This is a genomic window from Zestomonas ipomoeae (assembly GCF_057128665.1).
The window spans coordinates 136,769-149,329 of sequence record NZ_JBSKHQ010000001.1 but is presented as its reverse complement, the minus strand read 5'-3'; the positions used below and the strand labels follow the sequence as shown (position 1 = coordinate 149,329).

Below are 12,561 nucleotides of genomic sequence, written 5' to 3'. Positions count from 1 at the left end.
TAAGAGGGCGCCGACCTGTTCAGCGCTAAGCGCTGCACAGGATGTGCTGTCAACGTCACTGGGGATAGCGTCATGAAAGTCTGGGGGTATGCATGGCTGGCCATGCTGACGCTGTTGGCCGCCGGCCCGCTTGCGGCCGATGAAGAGGTCGACAAGGCCCGTGAGGCCCTGAGCAAGAAGGAGGACGATGCCGACAGCGCCAAGGCGCTGGAGGAAGTCTTCCAGGCCGCCGAGAAGAGCTACACCTTGCTGAAGAAAGGCGAGCGCACGCTGACCTATGGGTTCGATTATTCGCTGGTGCGCGACACCCAGATCGAGACGATTCGCACCGGGCAAAACGTCTACAGCGTGATCGGCCACAGTGAGGCGCAGCACACCTTCACCAATTCCTTCACCTTCGATTATGGGGTCTGGGACAACCTGACCTTCAGCGTGCGCCTGCCGCTGGTCGCCAAGTACGACACCGAGCGCGACCTCAACGTCTACAGCCTCGGCGATATTTCCACCAGCCTGCGCTGGCAGCCCTGGACGTCCACCCGCGGCCGGCCGGTGACCACGCTCTATGCGACCCTTGGCCTGCCCACCGGAGTCAGCCCGTATGACGTCGACAGCGACCGCGACCTGTCCACCGGCAGCGGCTACTACAGCCTTGGTTTCGGCGCCAACCTGTCCTATGTGATCGACCCGGTCGTTCTATTCGGGTCGCTGGGCTACACCTACAACGTGCCGATGAGCGTCAGCCAGGTGCGCGGCGGCCGCCTGCTGGAGGAAGTGGAGCCTGGCTCGGCACTGTCGATGAGCATGGGTTTCGCCTATGCGCTGTCCTACGACGTCTCCCTGGCGGCGTCCTACCAGATGTCGCATACCCTCGCGCCCACCTTTACCTTCCGCGATGGCGAGATGGAGGGTACCGAGCAGACCAGTGCAGTGATGAATTTCTCCCTCGGGCTGCGCACCGCGCCCGATCATATCGTCAACATCAACGCAGGCTTCGGCATGACCGAAGACTCGCCGGACGTCCTGCTGGGGGTATCCATGCCCCTGGACATCAAAGGCCTGAAGGCCCCCTGACCGGCGAGCGAGCACGATATGAACAGGCAATATTCGTCGCTGGCGCGGGCGATAGGCGGGGTGCTGCTGCTCTGGAGCGGGCTGGCACAGGCGCAACTGGCGCAGAACCTGACCATCGGCAGCCCCAAGGCCATGGCGCTCGGCAATGCAATCACCGCGGACTCCAGCGGCATCGATGCGGTGCACTACAACCCGGCGGCGCTGACCAAGCTCAAGGGCCGGCAGACTGCGACCAAGTTCATTACCGGGATCATGGATATCCGGGCGAACTTCGATGCGCCGTCGGATTACGGCAAGAACTTCTTCGGGCTGAGCAGCGACCCAGTGGCGAATTCCTCCAGCCGTACCACCACCTCGGCGGTCTACCTGCCGGGCATGGGCGGGGCCACCGAGGTACCGTTGCTGTTCGCACCGCTGGCGGGATTGTCGATCAACCCGCCGGGCTCCAAGTTCACCTTCGCCACCAATATCTACACACCACAGGCCCTGGGCTTTTCCCGCGACGAGGACGATCCGGCGCGCTTCCAGGGCAAGCACGTGGTGATGCAGCGACTGACTTACTTTTCCCCGTCGCTGGCGTACCAGGTAAATGACGAGTTGTCCGTTGGGCTGTCCATCGGCTTCTCGCACCAGGCGATGGCGCTGAACCAGGATTTTCGCGCGGCCAACATCCTGACCGGCCTGGTGGAGCAGGCGCAGAATGCCCTGTGCACCGTGCAGGGCAACCCGTTCGAAATCATCTTGAACATCTGTGGCGGCAAGCTCGGGCCGTTCAGCAGCATCGCCAATATCGACATCGACATGCAGCAATCGCTGTCGCCGACCTGGAACCTCGGCGTGCTCTGGGAACCGAGCGACTGGTTCGCCTGGGGCGCGGTGTACCAGAGCGAGGCGAAGACGCGGCTCAAGGGTAAGTACCGGGTCGAGTACACCAAGGATTGGCAGGGTTTCTGGCAGGGCCTGGACTCCTCGTTCTTCGGCGGCATCTTCAGCTCGATCACGCCGGATGGCCTGTTCGACGAGGAGGTGGGCAACGTCTCGATGAACATGACCTATCCGGCGCACTTCGCCACTGGCATCAAGCTCAAGCCGCACCCGAAGTGGCAGATCAATTTCGACGTGAAGTGGACTGACTATGCCGCCTGGAACGAATTCGAGCTGGAGTTCGATCGCCAGTTGGATGTACTGACCATCGCCAAGATCTTCGCCTCGAAGAACGCCACCTCCACCAGCATCATTCTCGACCGTGGCTACGAGTCGGTCTGGAGCTGGGCGCTGGGCGTGCAGTACGAGGTCAACGACCGTCTGAGCCTGCGCTTCGGCTACGAGCCGCGACCCTCGGCGATTCCCGACAACAAGGCGGACGTGCTCGCGCCCATCGGCGATGCCCAGCTCTATGGCCTGGGTGCGGGCTATCGCTGGGACAAGGACACGGTGATCGATGTCGGCTTCAACTATCTGGTCAGCAAGCAGAAGATCCCGGGGAACAGCAGTTGCAACGTCAACTGCTCGGGCATCGACAACATGGTGTACAACCCCTATGCCGATCTGGATATCGAAACCAGCGTCAAAGCCTACGTGTTCGCGCTGACCTACCGCACCACCTTCTGAGAACGCCATGCGCTGCCTGCCGATCTGCCTCGCCCTGTTCATCGTACTTCCGGCCCAGGCCAGCAGCGGCCGCTACCTGACCTGGGTGGATGACACGGGGCGGGTGCACAACACCTTCGTTGGCGACCGCTATGCGCAATTGAAGCAGCAGGCGCAGCGGCGCATCCGCCTCAACGACCAGACTCGCCAGCCCGCCGCCGGGGCGACCCAATGGCCCGGCAGCGTGAGCGCGGGGGAGAGCAAGCGGCGCTACTTCACCTGGGTGGATGCCAACGGCAACCTGCAGAGCAGCTTCTATGCCGGTGCCCAGCAGCAGAGCGCCGCAGGCGGCTACCTGCTGCCCGATGGCAGCCGCAGCAGCGACTATATCGATGCCGACGTGCTGGAAGGGCGCGGTTTCGTGCGCAGCGAGTACGGCAGTCCTTACTACACCTGGGTCGACGAGCAAGGCCGCATGCACAACTCGACGGTGCCGGCGCAGGAGCGCGGCACGCACGCGCAGGCAGCCGCGGCCAGCCAGTCGATCCGCTTCAGCGAGGGGCGCGAGATCAGGTTCGAGCAGCGCACACCTGTGCTGCCGGGGCTCGACGGCCAGCCCACCGATGCCTTGCGGTCGCTGCTGGCGGGCAGCGAGGAGCGCGCGAATGGCCTCTACCAAGAGTTGCTCGACCAGTGCTGCGGGCAACTGGTTGAGGGCGACTTTACCGAGCTGTCCGCCGACCAGCCACGCTACGAAGAGCTGAACCGCTATTCGCCGAGCTTCGACTTCCCCATGGGGCGCAGCTATTACGCCGCCCTCAAACTGCCACGCTCCGGGCATACCTACGGCTTGCGCGTGCGCAGCTTCGCCAACCAGAAGCTGGTCTATCCCTCGCTGCTGTTTCTCGACGAGGCCAAGCGGCCGACCCGGCTGGTCAGCGATACGGTGTACCAACTGCACGGCGAAACCTGGTACCGCTACGCCTTCATCGAAGGCACGGTGCTAGTCAAGGGCGGGCAAGGCGAGCGCTATGTGCTGCTGCTGACGACCGACGAGGATCGCAGCCTCAGCACCCTGGACAACAAGCCGTTCAAACGGCCGCTGCAGGCGCTGGAGGTGAACGAAGTCGGCATGCAGACCCACGCCCATGCCGATGAGGGCGGCTTCGAGCTGGCAATCGTGCGCTGACGGCGGTGCGGGTTGGCAAAGGCACTTGTAGGTTGGTGCTGAGGAACGAAGCCCAACGTCCGGGCCGCAGGGCCGGCCTGGAAGATTGTGGGAACGCTGCGCGTTCCTTGTTGGGCTTCGCGGGCTCAGCGCCAACCTACGTTGTTTGGCTGCGGGTTGGCGAAGGGCAGCCAGGCGGGCGTTCACATAATCTCCATGGAATCGCCATACAGGCCGCACGCAGTCCCCACATGCGAGGCGAATCATGACTCCCTGATCCATTCAGGGAGAGAGCCATGTTCCACCTATCCACTCTGCTCGCCGCTGCGCTGCGAACTCATCGGGCCGGATTGCTGGCCCTGGCCCTGTTGTGCCCGGCGCTGGTGGCGCAGGGCGCTGGCGAAGGGCTGGTCGATTGCGGCGACAGTCCGTACTTCGTGGTCAGCGGCGGTGCCCCAGGCGTCGATGCGTTGCCGCTCAAGAACACCCAGGTCGATGCGCGCATTCTCGGTGTGATCGCCGATGTACGGGTGACGCAGCACTATCGCAACGAGGGCGACCAGCCGCTGGAGGCCAGCTATGTGTTTCCCGGCTCCACCCGTGCCGCGGTCTACGCGATGCAGATGCGCGTGGGCGAGCGCGTGCTGCGCGCCAACATTCGCGAGAAGCAGAAGGCCCAGGAGGAGTACCAGCAGGCCAAGAGCGCCGGCAAGACCGCCGCGTTGCTGGACCAGCAGCGGGAGAACGTATTCCAGATGCATGTGGCCAACATCCTGCCCGGCGATGACATCGAAGTGGAGCTGCGCTACACCGAGTTGCTGGTGCCCACCGACGGCATCTACAGCTTCGTCTTCCCCACGGTAGTGGGGCCTCGCTACAACGGCGCAGCCGGCTCCGCCAGTAGCAAGGCGGAACCCTGGATTTCCACGCCCTACACCCGGCAGGGCGAGCCGGCCAGCGCGGCCTTCGAAATGGCTGTGAAGCTGGTAGCGCCGACGCCACTGAGCGAGATCACCTCGCCAAGCCATCGCATCGAGGTGCAACGCACGGCTGGGAACGAGGTCGATGTGGTGCTCGGCAATCCCGGCCGGAGCGAAAACAACCGCGACTTCATTCTCGACTATCGCCTTTCCGGCGAGCACATCGACAGCGGCTTGCTGCTTTCCAGGGGGGACGAGGGCAGGGAGAACTTCTTCCTGGCGATGCTGGCGCCACCCAAGGCGGTTCAGAGCCAGATGATCGTGCCGCGCGAATATATCTTCGTGGTGGATATTTCCGGCTCCATGCACGGCTTTCCGCTGGACACCGCCAAGCAACTGCTGCAACGGCTGGTGGGCCGGTTGCGGCCGAGCGACAGCTTCAATGTGATGCTGTTCGCCGGCAGCAGCGCGATGCTGGCGCCCACCTCGATGCCGGCGACCGAAGAGAACATTCGCACCGCCCTACGGTTGTTGGACGAGCAGCAAAGTGGCGGTGGCACCGAGTTGATGCCGGCGCTGCGCAAAGCCTTGGCGCTGCCGCCGGACCAGGAGCGCTCCCGCAGCTTCATCGTCGTGACCGACGGTTTCGTGGCGGTCGAGCGCGAGGCCTATCGCCTGGTGCGAGAAAACCTGGGCAACGCCAACCTGTTCGCCTTCGGTATCGGCAGCTCGGTCAACCGGCAGTTGATCGAGGGGCTGGCGCGGGCGGGGCAGGGCGAGCCATTCGTGGTGCTGGACGAGCAGTCGGCACAACAGCAGGCCGAGCGCTTCCGCCAGATGATCGAGGCGCCGGTGCTGGCTCATCCCAGCGTGCGTTTCGAGGGGCTGGAAACCTACGAGGTGGAGCCGGCGGCGCTGCCCGACCTGTTCGCCCAGCGGCCGCTGGTGGTGTTCGGCAAATGGCGCGGCGAGGCCAGGGGCAAGGTGATTGTCGAGGGTAGCACCGCTGCGGGTCGCTACCACGCCGAGCTGCCGGTGCAGCCGCAACAGGCCGAGGCGGAGAACCAGGCGCTGGGCTATCTGTGGGCACGGCATCGGGTCGCCTCCCTGATCGACCAGGAAACCCTGGAGGGCGACTACAGCTACAGCCAGGCGATCCTCGATCTGGGCCTGCAATACAACCTGCTGACCCCCTACACCTCGTTCGTCGCCATCGACGAGCAGGTGCGCAACCCGACCGGCGAGTCGACGTCCGTCGCTCAGCCCTCACCGCTGCCGCAAGGCGTGAGCAATTCCGCAGTCGGCGTCGCGGTGCCGAGTACCCCTGAGCCCAGTACCTGGGCGATGTTGTTGATCGCCATGCTGGGCATGGGCTGCTACCTGGCGCATAAGCGTGCTTGGGCATGCTAGGGGCAGGGGCCATGCAGGGTGCTTGGGGTGCCAGGCCACCAGGGTCGCTGCGCCTGCCATCCTGGACCTGGCTGGTATTGCCGCTGCTGGCCCTCTGGCCGGCCTGGCTGTGGAGTGCACGACGGCTGGGCGACGGTTCGGATGACCCGCTGGGCATCGTCGCCCTGGTCGTATTGCTGGCCTCGCTCTGGCGGGATCGGCATCGCCTGTTGTCGACACCGCGCCTGCCCTGGCTGCTGGCGGCGTTGGCACTGACCCTCGCACTGGCGCTCGAACCGGTCGCCATGCCACCGCTGATAGGGGCGGCACTGGCGGTGATCGCCATGGTGTGGGCGGTGCTCGCGCTGCGCCAGGCCGAACAGCCTGTGCTGGCCTGGTTGGGCCTCGGGTTGCTGGCTTTGCCGGTGATTTCGTCCCTGCAGTTCTTCGCCGGTTATCCGCTGCGGGTAGTCACCGCCCAGGCCACTGCCTGGGCCCTGCAAGGGATGGGTGTGGACGTGCTGCGCCAGGGCAGCGTACTGGAGGTCGCCGGGCGCACGGTAATGGTGGATGCGCCCTGCTCGGGTATCCGGATGGGCTGGGTGGTCTACTTCACCGCCTGTGCCTGCGCCGCCTGGCTGCGCCTGCCGGATCGCGGCTTCCTGCGCAAGGTGCCTTTGCTGGGGGTGATCGTGCTGGGCGGTAACATCGTGCGCAACACCTTGCTGGTGACCCTGGAGTCTGGATTGTTCAGCGGTCCGGCGTGGCTCCACGATGCAATCGGACTATTGGTGTTCGCCGGGGTCTGCGCGCTGGTGCTGCGCTATATGGCCGCTGGAGAGCGTGGGCGCTGGTTGCCGCCAGCGGTTACGCCATCGCCGAGCGTGCCGACGGGGGTTTCGCCTCTGCTGGCGCTGGGGTTCGTCTGCGCGGCACTGCTGCCGTTGCTGCGGCCTGCCGAAGCCGTGGTGCCGGCAAGTGCCGGCGGCTTCATCGAGTGGCCGCACGAGTTCGACGGGCGCTCTATTCGTCCACTGGCGCTATCGGCGGTAGAACAGCGCTTCGCCGAGGGCTTCCCCGGCGTGATCGCGCGTTTCACCGATGGCCAGCGGACGATCAGCATGCGCCACGTGCTGGCCGCCACGCGCAAGCTGCACCCGGCGGCCGACTGCTACCGAGGCCTGGGTTTTAGCATCCGCCAGATCGGCCTGGAGCGGCGCTCGCAGGGCGGCCTGCAGCGGTGCTTCAAGGCGAGCAAGGATGCCCGGGCGCTGCGGGTCTGCGAGTATATCGAGGACGCCAACGGTGCCTACTTCACCGATACCTCGGCCTGGTACTGGGCGGCGGTGAGTGGCGCGTCCGTCGGCCCCTGGCGGGCGGTCACCGTGGCCAGCGCGCTGGATGAGTAGCCCTGAAAGCAACAGCCCGGCGCGAGGCCGGGCTGTGCATGCAGCGAGCGGTTCAGATTTCCGCCGGGTGGACATGGCCGAACAGGCCCTGGGAGAAGCGCACACGCTCTTCCGGGGTTTCCGTCGCGGCTTTTTTCTTCAGGTCGGCGACATGGGCTTCCACCGCATGGGCGCGATGGGTCAGGCCGCAGTCGTTGGCGATCTGGATGTTCAGGCCGGGGCGGGCGTTGAGTTCGAGAATCAACGGGCCTTTTTCCTGGTCCAGCACCATGTCCACGCCGATGTAGCCGAGGCCGCACAACTCATAGCAGCCGGCGGCCAGCTTCATGAAGCCGTCCCAGTTCGGCAACTGCACGCCATCCACCGCGTTGTTGGTGTCCGGGTGCTTGGCGATCTTGCTGTTCAGCCAGGTGCCGCGCAGGGTGATGCCGGTGGCCAGGTCCACGCCGACGCCGATGGCGCCCTGGTGCAGGTTGGCCTTGCCGTTGGACTGGCGGGTCGGCAGGCGCAGCATGGCCATCACCGGGTACCCCATCAGCACGATGATGCGGATGTCCGGAACGCCTTCGTAGCTGATGCTCTTGAAGATCTGGTCCGGGGTCACCCGGTACTCGATGAGCGCGCGGTCGCGGTGCCCACCCAGGGAGTACAGGCCGGTGAGGATGTTGGAAATCTGGTGCTCGATCTCATCATGGGTGATGAGCTTGCCGGACACCGTCTTGTAACGACCCTCGAAACGGTCGGCGATCACCAGGATGCCGTCGCCGCCAGCCCCCTGGGCCGGCTTGATAACGAAGTCCGGGTGCCCGGCGATGATCTCGTCGAGCTTCTCGATACCTTTCTCGGTCTCGATGATGCCGTACATCTCCGGCACATGGATGCCGGCTTCGATGGCGCGCTGCTTGGTGATGATCTTGTCGTCCACCACCGGGTACAGGTGCCGTTTGTTGTATTTCAGCACGTAGTCCGCGTTGCGCCGATTGATGCCCATGATGCCTTTGGCTTCCAGGGCCTTCCACGTCTTCCACAGAGAGAGCATGGCGTATTAGTCCTTGAGCAGGGCCTTGAAGCGGAACAGTTCGGTCAACCGGTAGCCGCGGTAGCGACCCATCGCCAGCATGAAGCCCACCAGGATCATCAGGACTGCCGGGAAGGTGAAGACGAAGTAGGTCAGCTCCGGGATGTTCATCAGGACGTGTGCCAGGGAGGCGGCGATGATGGTGCCGACGCCAACCTTGAAGGCATGGCCGCCGCCGCGCTCTTCCCAGGTGATGGAGAGGCGTTCGATGGTCATGGTCAGGATCACCATCGGGAACAGCGCCACCGACAACCCGCGCTCGAGGCCCAGCTTGTGGCTGAGCAGGCTGATCACCGCGATCAGCACCACGACGAAGGTCAGCACCACCGACAGCCGCGGCAGCATCTGCAGCTTCAGGTGCTCCAGGTAGGAGCGCAGCGACAGGCCGAGAGCGGTGATCACGGTGAACAGGATGATGCCGAAGCCCAGCTGGGTTTCGCGGAAGGCGAGGGCGATCAGCACCGGGGTGAAGGTGCCGAGGGTCTGCAGGCCACCCAGGTTACGCAGGATCAGGATGATCAGCACCCCGATCGGAATCATGATCATGATCTGGTAGGTCTGCTGGGTCTGCAGCGGCAGGCCGTACAGCGAGTACTCGAGGAAGTCCGCCTCGGTGTTCTCGTCGGTCAGCTTGGCCAGGCGGATGGCGTTCATTTCACTGTTGTTCAGGGTGAAGTGGACCTGTGCCTGCTTGCCGCCCTCAATGCTGATCAACGGCTCGTCGCCGATCCACCAGATGACCCGGTCGGCGGGCAGGCCCTGCTCGCCGGTTTCCGGGTTGAAGTACAGCCATTGTTCGCCATTGAAGCTGCGCACCCACAGCTCAGGGGTCTGGGCCTGGTCGGCGACCAGGCGAATGGTGTGCAGGCGCTGCATCGGCACGTGGGCAATGGACAGCAGGGTCTCGATGACCTTGGCCTTGTTCGGCGTGGAGGCATCACCGCCGAGCAGCAGCTTGACGTTGTCGTCGTTGCGGTTACCGACGCGCTTGATGGTTTCGCTGATGAAGGTTTCCACATCCGCCGAGTGCTGGCGGATCGGCGCGAGCAGGGCCTCGGCGGCAATCTTTTCCGGCCCTTCGAGGGGGATGCTGTCACGGAAGATCGGCCCCTTGGCCTTGATCTGTTCGCCGCTGTAGCGCTTGGTCAGCGCCAGCCGGTAGTAGAGCGTCTGCTTGCCGCTGGCGCGGCGTGCGGACCAGGTGACCTTGCGGTTGCCGTCGACACGATTGATGCTCACCCCGTAGTTCTTCGAGATAAAGCTTTCATTGAGGCTGACGTAGTCCTGGTTCAGCGGCGGCACGAACATTTGCGCCTTCACCGGCTCGCGGGGGTTGGCCATGAACTCGATGCGGGCGTCGATGTTCCAGAGATCGTCGGTTTCGTCTTCCGTCACCGGAATGCCGAGGATGAAGATCTGATAAGCCGTAATCAGAATGCCCAGCGTCACCAGGAGCGTGATCAGGACTTTCAGATGCAGGTTGAGTGAGCGCATGAGAATTACTCGGCGGTGTTTGCGTCGGTGGCACAGCCGGGTTCGCCAGCTGCATATTTTAGGCTTGGGTCGACCAGTGCCCCGAAGCCCTTGAGGGCCTCGGAGCCAATCAGAAGCGGGTATTGGAAGGCACTGCGGTCGGTCAGGTTCACTTCGATGGTGCGCAGTGCCTTGCCCATGCAGATGCTCATTTCGATCACCGGGCGGGCCGTGTAGGTCTTGGCTTCCTCGGGATCGTAGTCGCCGGCGCGGCGCTTGATCTTGCTGATGCGCGCCAGCGGCCGCTCGATGGGGTGTTCATGGGCTTCGTCGATGGCCAGATAAAAGCTCACCCAGGTTTCTCCGTCGCGCTGGAAACGCTTCACATCCCGGGCACTCAACGAGGCTGTCTTGGCACCGGTGTCCAATTTGGCGGCGACCCTAAGGTCGAGGTCGAACAGCAGCACGTATTCGTTCAGGCCATAGATCGTCTTGTCGGCGGCGGGACTCAAGCCGGGCAGCAAGAACAGGCAGAACAGCAGGGCGATAGGCTTGAGTCTCATAGATCCTGAAGGGACTGCGATGACGGGATCAGGCGGCCGAAGGGCCCCGTGCGCTTGCGAGAGTCTAGCAGGCTGCACCGCTGCGTTCCCCGCAGCGTGAGCGGGCGGCATTCTAGCATGGGGTTTTTCCTACTGCGACAGACGCTTATGGCTGATTTCAAAGGTAGCTTCCGCTTTGCTGGTCATTGGGGCTGTTCGCTGGATTGTCGACAATAGTCTAGGTTCGTTTGACAGGAATGGCTTGCGGGCGTACTTTCTCGCCGAAATGCCGCCGTGAGTGTCGACAATCATGCTGGAAAGTCCTTCTCTCGCCCAGGCCGATAGTGAAACGCTCTCGGAACATGTGTTTCGCCGTATCCAGGCGGCCATCGTCAAGGGCGAAATCGCACCCGGAAGCAAGATCTCCGAGCCCGAGCTTGCCCGCACCTACGGCATCAGCCGCGGTCCCCTGCGCGAGGCGATCCATCGCCTGGAGGGGCAGAAGCTGCTGGTACGGGTGCCCCATGTGGGTGCCCGCGTGGTCGAGCTGAACCATGCCGAGCTGATCGAACTCTACGAAATCCGCGAGTCCCTCGAGGGCATGGCCTGCCGGCTGGCTGCCGAGCGCATGAGCCAGGCGGAGATCGACGAACTGCGCCGGGTACTCGATACCCACGAGCGCGACGCGGCGTTCCAGGCCGGTGTCGGCTACTACCAGCAGGAAGGCGACTTCGACTTCCACTACCGCATCATCCAGGGCAGCGGCAACCGCACGCTGGCCAAGCTGTTGTGCGACGAGCTTTATCAATTAGTGCGTATGTACCGCATTCAGTTCTCCAGCGTGCCGAATCGGCCGCGCCAGGCCTTTGCCGAACACCACCGCATCCTCGATGCGATCACCGAGCGGGACGGCGAGTTGGCCGAACTGCTGATGCGCCGCCACATCGGCGCTTCCAAGCGCAATATCGAGCGCCACTATCAACAAGACAGCCAAACACGAGGTGAGTCATGAGTCAGCCATCTGCCGGCCAGCGTTTCCGTGACGCGGTGGCCAGCGAGCGCCCGCTGCAAGTCGTCGGGGCCATCAACGCCAACCATGCACTGCTGGCCAAGCGTGCCGGCTTCAAGGCCATCTACCTCTCCGGCGGCGGCGTCGCAGCCGGCTCCCTGGGGCTGCCGGACCTGGGCATCACCGGGTTGGACGACGTGCTCACCGATGTGCGCCGCATCACCGATGTCTGCGACTTGCCGCTGCTGGTGGATGTCGACACCGGCTTCGGCAGTTCGGCGTTCAACGTGGCGCGCACGGTGAAGTCGATGATCAAGTTCGGCGCCGCTGCTATCCATATCGAGGATCAGGTCGGCGCCAAGCGCTGCGGTCACCGGCCGAACAAGGAGATCGTTTCCCAGCAGGAAATGGTCGACCGCATCAAGGCCGCCGTCGATGCGCGCACCGACGACAGCTTCGTGATCATGGCGCGCACCGATGCGCTGGCGGTGGAGGGGTTGAATGCGGCGCTGGATCGCGCGGCGGCCTGCATCGAGGCCGGTGCCGACATGATCTTCCCCGAGGCGATCACCGAACTGGCGATGTACAAGACCTTCGCAGACCGGGTGCGGGCACCGATCCTGGCCAATATCACCGAATTTGGCGCGACGCCGCTGTACACCACCGAAGAATTGGCCGGTGTCGACGTTTCGCTGGTGCTGTACCCGCTGTCCGCGTTCCGTGCCATGAACAAGGCGGCGGAGAACGTCTACACCGCGATCCGCCGCGACGGTACCCAGAAGAACGTGATCGAGACCATGCAGACCCGCATGGAGCTGTACGAACGCATCGACTACCACAGCTTCGAACAGAAGCTCGACGCCCTGTTCGCCGCCAATAAGAAGTGATCGGCACGCGGGTCGGCCAGACCCG

Annotated in this window: 10 protein-coding genes; 7 read left to right on the top strand and 3 right to left on the bottom strand. The window is 64.0% G+C overall.

Annotated features, from left to right (window positions below):
• Positions 1 to 72 precede the first annotated feature (72 nt).
• The 5 genes from ACWKV7_RS00630 (at position 73) to xrtQ (ending at position 7,547) form a co-directional block, all read left to right on the top strand.
• Complete coding sequence (locus tag ACWKV7_RS00630; protein ID WP_483855694.1) at positions 73 to 1,071, top strand: transporter; 999 nt, start codon at positions 73 to 75, stop codon at positions 1,069 to 1,071.
• An 18-nt stretch (positions 1,072 to 1,089) separates the two neighbouring features.
• Positions 1,090 to 2,682 (top strand): outer membrane protein transport protein, encoded by a 1,593-nt coding sequence (locus ACWKV7_RS00625; protein WP_483855693.1) that lies wholly within the window; start codon positions 1,090 to 1,092, stop codon positions 2,680 to 2,682.
• A gap of 7 nt (positions 2,683 to 2,689) precedes the next feature.
• The gene (locus ACWKV7_RS00620; RefSeq protein WP_483855692.1) at positions 2,690 to 3,850 is read left to right on the top strand and encodes a MalM family protein; all 1,161 of its coding nucleotides are present in this window, start codon (positions 2,690 to 2,692) and stop codon (positions 3,848 to 3,850) included.
• A gap of 275 nt (positions 3,851 to 4,125) precedes the next feature.
• A complete protein-coding gene (locus ACWKV7_RS00615) occupies positions 4,126 to 6,159 on the top strand; it encodes a VIT and vWA domain-containing protein (protein WP_483855691.1) in 2,034 nt (677 codons plus the stop codon).
• A gap of 11 nt (positions 6,160 to 6,170) precedes the next feature.
• Entirely contained in the window at positions 6,171 to 7,547 is a 1,377-nt protein-coding gene (gene xrtQ, locus ACWKV7_RS00610) for an exosortase Q (protein ID WP_483855690.1), read from the top strand.
• Between the two features lie 52 nt (positions 7,548 to 7,599).
• Here xrtQ and ACWKV7_RS00605 read toward each other — a convergent pair whose 3' ends face one another.
• The 3 genes from ACWKV7_RS00605 to rloA are packed head-to-tail and all read right to left on the bottom strand — an operon-like array spanning position 7,600 to position 10,661.
• On the bottom strand, positions 7,600 to 8,586 hold the full coding sequence (locus ACWKV7_RS00605; protein WP_483855689.1) for an alpha-L-glutamate ligase-like protein: 987 nt from the start codon (positions 8,584 to 8,586) through the stop codon (positions 7,600 to 7,602).
• A 6-nt stretch (positions 8,587 to 8,592) separates the two neighbouring features.
• Positions 8,593 to 10,119 (bottom strand): osmotic stress tolerance membrane protein RloB, encoded by a 1,527-nt coding sequence (gene rloB, locus ACWKV7_RS00600; RefSeq protein ID WP_483855688.1) that lies wholly within the window; start codon positions 10,117 to 10,119, stop codon positions 8,593 to 8,595.
• Positions 10,120 to 10,124: 5 nt separating this feature from the next.
• Positions 10,125 to 10,661, bottom strand: a complete 537-nt coding sequence (gene rloA / locus ACWKV7_RS00595) for a retropepsin-like aspartic peptidase RloA (protein ID WP_483855687.1) — start codon at positions 10,659 to 10,661, stop codon at positions 10,125 to 10,127.
• Between the two features lie 289 nt (positions 10,662 to 10,950).
• On the opposite strand from rloA, the gene ACWKV7_RS00590 reads away from it, so the two are divergent.
• Positions 10,951 to 11,652 carry a GntR family transcriptional regulator gene (locus ACWKV7_RS00590; RefSeq protein ID WP_483855686.1) on the top strand — a complete coding sequence of 234 codons (702 nt, stop codon included), beginning with the start codon at positions 10,951 to 10,953 and terminating at the stop codon, positions 11,650 to 11,652.
• Complete coding sequence (gene prpB, locus ACWKV7_RS00585) at positions 11,649 to 12,536, top strand: methylisocitrate lyase (RefSeq protein ID WP_483855685.1); 888 nt, start codon at positions 11,649 to 11,651, stop codon at positions 12,534 to 12,536. The genes ACWKV7_RS00590 and prpB overlap by 4 nt, the downstream gene beginning before the upstream one ends.
• Positions 12,537 to 12,561 lie beyond the last annotated feature (25 nt).

What these genes read in the sequence shown, in the direction of transcription:
- ACWKV7_RS00630 (WP_483855694.1), top strand. Translation starts at nt 73, where the DNA reads ATGAAAGTCTGGGGGTATGCATGGCTGGCCATGCTGACGCTGTTGGCC.
- ACWKV7_RS00625 (WP_483855693.1), top strand. Translation starts at nt 1,090, where the DNA reads ATGAACAGGCAATATTCGTCGCTGGCGCGGGCGATAGGCGGGGTGCTG.
- ACWKV7_RS00620 (WP_483855692.1), top strand. Translation starts at nt 2,690, where the DNA reads ATGCGCTGCCTGCCGATCTGCCTCGCCCTGTTCATCGTACTTCCGGCC.
- ACWKV7_RS00615 (WP_483855691.1), top strand. Translation starts at nt 4,126, where the DNA reads ATGTTCCACCTATCCACTCTGCTCGCCGCTGCGCTGCGAACTCATCGG.
- xrtQ (WP_483855690.1), top strand. Translation starts at nt 6,171, where the DNA reads ATGCAGGGTGCTTGGGGTGCCAGGCCACCAGGGTCGCTGCGCCTGCCA.
- ACWKV7_RS00605 (WP_483855689.1), bottom strand. Translation starts at nt 8,586, where the DNA reads ATGCTCTCTCTGTGGAAGACGTGGAAGGCCCTGGAAGCCAAAGGCATC.
- rloB (WP_483855688.1), bottom strand. Translation starts at nt 10,119, where the DNA reads ATGCGCTCACTCAACCTGCATCTGAAAGTCCTGATCACGCTCCTGGTG.
- rloA (WP_483855687.1), bottom strand. Translation starts at nt 10,661, where the DNA reads ATGAGACTCAAGCCTATCGCCCTGCTGTTCTGCCTGTTCTTGCTGCCC.
- ACWKV7_RS00590 (WP_483855686.1), top strand. Translation starts at nt 10,951, where the DNA reads ATGCTGGAAAGTCCTTCTCTCGCCCAGGCCGATAGTGAAACGCTCTCG.
- prpB (WP_483855685.1), top strand. Translation starts at nt 11,649, where the DNA reads ATGAGTCAGCCATCTGCCGGCCAGCGTTTCCGTGACGCGGTGGCCAGC.